This is a genomic window from Metabacillus fastidiosus NBRC 101226, assembly GCF_001591625.1.
Classification (GTDB): domain Bacteria; phylum Bacillota; class Bacilli; order Bacillales; family Bacillaceae; genus Metabacillus; species Metabacillus fastidiosus.
The window spans coordinates 1-4,899 of record NZ_BCVG01000171.1 but is presented as its reverse complement, the minus strand read 5'-3'; the positions used below and the strand labels follow the sequence as shown (position 1 = coordinate 4,899).

6 protein-coding genes are annotated in these 4,899 nt (G+C 35.4%); 4 read left to right on the top strand and 2 right to left on the bottom strand.

Features of this window, described 5'->3' with window-relative positions:
- The first annotated feature begins 179 nt into the window (after positions 1-179).
- The gene (locus BFA01S_RS23000) at positions 180-326 is read left to right on the top strand and encodes a hypothetical protein (protein WP_169800519.1); all 147 of its coding nucleotides are present in this window, start codon (positions 180-182) and stop codon (positions 324-326) included.
- A gap of 32 nt (positions 327-358) precedes the next feature.
- On the opposite strand, the gene BFA01S_RS20795 is transcribed toward BFA01S_RS23000, so the two are convergent.
- Both BFA01S_RS20795 and BFA01S_RS20790 read right to left on the bottom strand, forming a co-directional pair.
- Positions 359-1,252 (bottom strand): ClpXP adapter SpxH family protein, encoded by an 894-nt coding sequence (locus BFA01S_RS20795; RefSeq protein WP_066235444.1) that lies wholly within the window; start codon positions 1,250-1,252, stop codon positions 359-361.
- Complete coding sequence (locus tag BFA01S_RS20790; RefSeq protein WP_066235442.1) at positions 1,252-1,665, bottom strand: globin domain-containing protein; 414 nt, start codon at positions 1,663-1,665, stop codon at positions 1,252-1,254. Before BFA01S_RS20790 ends, BFA01S_RS20795 begins: the two co-directional genes overlap by 1 nt.
- A gap of 250 nt (positions 1,666-1,915) precedes the next feature.
- On the opposite strand from BFA01S_RS20790, the gene BFA01S_RS20785 reads away from it, so the two are divergent.
- Genes BFA01S_RS20785 through BFA01S_RS20775 form a run of 3 tightly spaced genes read left to right on the top strand, consistent with a single transcriptional unit; the run spans position 1,916 to position 4,811 of the window.
- Positions 1,916-3,061 carry a DUF418 domain-containing protein gene (locus BFA01S_RS20785; RefSeq protein WP_066235441.1) on the top strand — a complete coding sequence of 382 codons (1,146 nt, stop codon included), beginning with the start codon at positions 1,916-1,918 and terminating at the stop codon, positions 3,059-3,061.
- A 35-nt stretch (positions 3,062-3,096) separates the two neighbouring features.
- On the top strand, positions 3,097-4,209 hold the full coding sequence (locus BFA01S_RS20780) for a sensor histidine kinase (RefSeq protein ID WP_066235439.1): 1,113 nt from the start codon (positions 3,097-3,099) through the stop codon (positions 4,207-4,209).
- Positions 4,206-4,811, top strand: coding sequence for a response regulator transcription factor (locus tag BFA01S_RS20775; RefSeq protein WP_066235437.1), 606 nt, complete (start codon positions 4,206-4,208; stop codon positions 4,809-4,811). The genes BFA01S_RS20780 and BFA01S_RS20775 overlap by 4 nt, the downstream gene beginning before the upstream one ends.
- Positions 4,812-4,899 lie beyond the last annotated feature (88 nt).

Here is a 4,899-nt window from a genome sequence, read left to right as displayed (position 1 = left end):
ACTTCATGCGAGCAACGTATGTATGAACCGTATCGTGCGGGCCTCAGCTAACCATAAGTGGGAAATGAGAAAAAAACCCCACTGATGGAAGTTTCACTTTATTTTAAATATGTCTATTTGAAAGAGGTATTTTTTAAGTAATGAATATTGTTAGAGACGATAAATCAAGGTTATGACAAATGGACGGACATGGACTGGGCCTAGCGATTGCTGGCATTCATGGAGGCATTATTCAAGTATCGAGTGAGGAAGGGAAGTATTTTTTATCTAACATCTTTATGAAGAGCGCAGAAAAAAGAGAGAAGAAATACTCCTCACAAAAATGAAACAGACGTAATAATTTAGACGAGAGGAGTGACTATTTGTCACTCCTCTCGTCTAAAAATCTCCAAAATGTCCCATGTTTAGCCTGTATGCGTTCTACACGTTTACATAATAATAATTTCTTCATTTCTTTTTCCACTTCCTGAATGGAAAGATTATAAACCGCTGCAATTTCACTTGATGCAACGAATTTATAATACTGGATAAAAGCTTCAAGAGGCGGTGTCTGCGAAGGCTTTGGTATCGCTCCGAGCATTTCGCGTAAAACATCTACATACACTTCATAGGGATAATATCCACTAATCTTTATGCCTTCTTCATCTACATTCTGATTGAAAAATGCAAGTGTTGGAATTTCATGTACATCCATTTCAGATGTAATTTTTAAATCACATTGCAATGCTTTAGCAGAACTTGAAGAATGAAGGTCTTTTTTAAATTCTTCCGCATCTAATTGTACATTTTTTGCAATATTTATTAGGACGTTTTCGCTAGAAACGTTTACACTTTCGATAAATAGAAGTTCCTGCAGTTTTCTTAAGTAACGAGCCCCTGCTCTTTTGCCTTGTAATTCAGCAGATTTTATTGCTAGTGAGGCAGCATAGGGAGTCGAAATCGGACTGTTAAACCAAACTTTTCCATCACATGACATTCCAGTTCTTTTCCCCGTTTTTTCCCATGTATGCGCTAATTTTTCCGGACGCTGTTTCTTCGTCATATTTAATGTGGCAAGCTTGCCGCTCACAATATATTTTAATGAAAAAAGCCGGCCATACTCAATTTGCAATTTTTTAATAATTGGCTCAAGTGCCCAGCATTCAGGACATAAAGGGTCTACAAACATGTAGATTTCAATCGGTTTATCTGGATGGTTATGACAGTGCGAGAAAAAGTGGGCCAATTCCTTTTCCCCACGATAATTTTGCATTACGTAAGTACCTCTTTCTTTGAATCGTTTTCCTCATCTGGTGTATTTACCATATGATGTGCAGTTAATGTGAGTCTGTGTAAAAGAAATTCCTTAACTTCATCCTCAAGACCGACTTCCTTCATTGCTTCCTTCATACAGGAAAGCCAAGCCTCTGCCCTTGCCGGTGTAATAGGAAAAGGGAGATGTCTCGCTCTAAGCATCGGATGACCATGCTCTTCTGTGTAAAGGGAAGGACCGCCTAAATACTGTGTAAGGAATTGCTTTTGTTTTCTAGCAGTTTCAGTTAAATCGTTAGGAAAGATTGGCGCCAGTAAATGATGATTCTCCACTTTTCCATAAAAGGAATCAACAAGCTGTGATAATAAGTCTGCACCAATCACCTCATAAGGTGTTGAAAAAGAATCTTTCATGTTGATTTCTCCTTTTCTAAAGTTTCGTTCATGACGCTGACATTTTTAATAAATGAAGTAATATCATTTTAACAAGCTAGTCCAAATATCTCAAATAAATAGCATTTTTCTCTTTTCATGGTATTTTAGCAGGCAATAGACTTATATGACAGATGTCATAAAAAATTACTGATAGATGTGAATATCGGTTACATAATTTTAAAAATACAATGGAGGTATCAAGAGGAAAAAGGGAGAAGGGATAAAAGTGATGAAGGGACATAATAAACGAATTCGTCTGCTCGATATTTTAAGAGGCTTTGCTGTGTTAGGAACATTAGGGACAAATATTTGGATTTTTGCCCATTTGGGAGATCTATCGTACGTTTTTACTTATGATCATTATGTATGGTGGGAGTCTTTTGAAGATTTTATACGAATTTTCGTTTTATTTTTAGTAAATGGTAAATTTTTAGGTTTATTAACTATTATGTTTGGTGTTGGACTTGAATTGAAATATCAGCAGTCTTTACGAAGAGGAAGTGCCTGGCCAGGTATTTATATATGGATTTCTGTCATTTTAATAGTGGAAGGTTTTATCCATTTTATGCTTGTGATGGAATACGATATATTAATGAGTTATGGAGTGACGGCAATTATTGTTTCCTTTATCATAAAAGGCGGAGATCGCATTATAGCGAGAACAATGAAAATAATCGGAGGGCTTCATGCTGGATTTATATTGTTGATTCTCATCCAAGGTATCCTTTTTAATATATCAGGTGCACAAATATCAATAGGAGATATGAAAGAAGTTGCAATTCTCTATAAAGATGGCACCTGGATAGAACAGGTCCAATATCGGCTAATGAATTTTTTTGCATTGCGAACAGAAGTTATCTTTCTAATACCATTGAATATATTTTTGTTTTTATTAGGTGTCCGTCTTATGAGAGCAGGGGTTTTTTCTCCAGACGAAAATGGGAAGAGACAGCGGGAGAAACTATTTAAATTAGGTTTATATATCGGTATCCCGCTGAATTTATTAATCTTTGTGCCAGGAGGCATTTTTGATTTCCCTGTTCGTTATTTATTTGCTCCGCTTCTGTCTTTAGGATATTTGGCTATTATTGCTAAAATAGTAGAGAGAAACAAAGAGTTTTGGTTATGGAATAAGCTTGAGAATGTTGGGAAAATGTCTTTAAGCTGTTACGTACTGCAAAATATAGCTTCTGTTATTATTTTTTATGGCTGGGGTTTTGGTTTCGGTAATAAAGTAGATTCGATTACTATTATTATCATATGGTTTGTCCTTAGCTCTTTTCAAATCATTTTTGCAAACTTTTGGCTTCAACATGTGAAATTTGGACCAATGGAAGCAGCGAGAAGGTATATTTTAAGGCTAATAACAAAATAAAGATTAATAGTATTTTAAAAAAGGAGTTTGTCACAATGGTTAAGAAGCTGTATCCAGCTGACCAAGTTCAAAATTATTTGCTCATTGACGTAATAGCGATTGTTTTCTTAATGTATAAAATTATAGTAATAGAAGGACAGCTGGGACTTTTTGTACAATTACTACTTGCCGGGATCGTGTTAATTTCTTTCTATTTTTGTCTTTGGCACCGAGACTGGCTGCTTCCTATTGCAAGCCTGGCTGGATGTACAGCTCTTATGATACTCGCAATCTATGTTGACCAATGGGTGTTGCTGTATGGGTTTATTTTTGCAGATCTGATTGGAAGGGCAAGGAGCAAAATATATATTGGAATTGGAATTATTGGAATTACTGCTATGCATTTTGGCTTTAGCTGGATTGATAATAGCAGCCTGTCCGGGATTATAAAAACGACAATTTTCCCAATTATGATTATACAAATGATCATCCCTATCGTTATCTTTATAAAAGAAAAGACAAAAATTCTTCAAAGAAAGCTTGATACTGCAAATGCGCAGTTAATTTTAGAAGAAGAAAGGCACCGAATTGCAAGGGATTTGCATGATACACTTGGTCAGACTTTAACAATGATTAAATTGAAAAGTGAATTGACGATGAGGTTAATCGATAAAGATTCCAATAGAGCAAAAGAGGAAATAGAGGATATTTTAAACACTTCAAGGGCTGCATTAAAACAAGTAAGAGAGCTCGTTTCAGATATGCAGTTTATCTCATTGGAAAAAGAACTTGATCAGCTGAAAAGTTTTTTATATACAGCAGGAATTGAAATGATTAATAAGGAGCAAGAACCAGATCCTGTTCTATCACATGTAACTGAAACGATGCTGGCACTTTGTATTCGTGAAGCGATTACAAATATTATTAGGCATAGTGAAGCGAAAAAATGTATGATAAACCGATTCAAACGAGATGAGATGTATCAGATTGAAGTGATAGATGATGGGAATGGTCATATTAAGGAAGGAAAAGGAAATGGTATTCGTTCTATAAAAGAGAGGATGGAAATGCTTCAAGGTGAAGCTGAAATTATGGGGAATCCAGCACATGGTACGACTATTATATTGAAGGTTCCAATTCAAGTAAATGGGGGGAAACATGGAGAATGATACGGGTTGTTATCGCAGAAGATCAAAAAATGCTTCGGGGAGCATTAACTTCATTATTAAAATTAGAGGATGATATTGAAGTTGTGGGAGAAACAGAAGATGGTCAAGCAGCATGGGAAGTAATTAAGAAATGTCAGCCTGATATTTGTTTATTAGATATTGAGATTCCGTTTATAACAGGACTTGAATTAGCAGAAAAGATAAAAAAGGCTGGCGGCTCCACCAAGGTGATAATTGTAACAACTTTTGCAAGACCAGGTTATTTACAAAAAGCAATTGATTTGCAGATAGAAGGATATTTACTAAAAGATGAGCCAATCGACTTTCTATTAGAAGCAATTCGGAAAGTAATGAAAGGTGAAAGAGTCATTAGTACAGATTTAGCAGCAGCATTATTTCTTAAAGAAAAGAATCTATTAACTGATAGGGAAACAGAAGTATTACGTCTCGCAAAAGATGGTCTCACAACAAAGGCAATTGTAAAAACATTGTTTTTAACAGATGGAACTGTTCGAAATTATTTATCTTCTGCTATCCAAAAATTAGGAGTGGAAACAAGGCAGCAAGCAATTGATAAAGCAGTGGAGAAAGGCTGGATTTAATAGAAAAACAGATCTATTTCAACCGTAATAATATATCCACCGGATGAAAAGACCTGTTTTAATTTATCCCAGCCTTAACGAGCAGTAA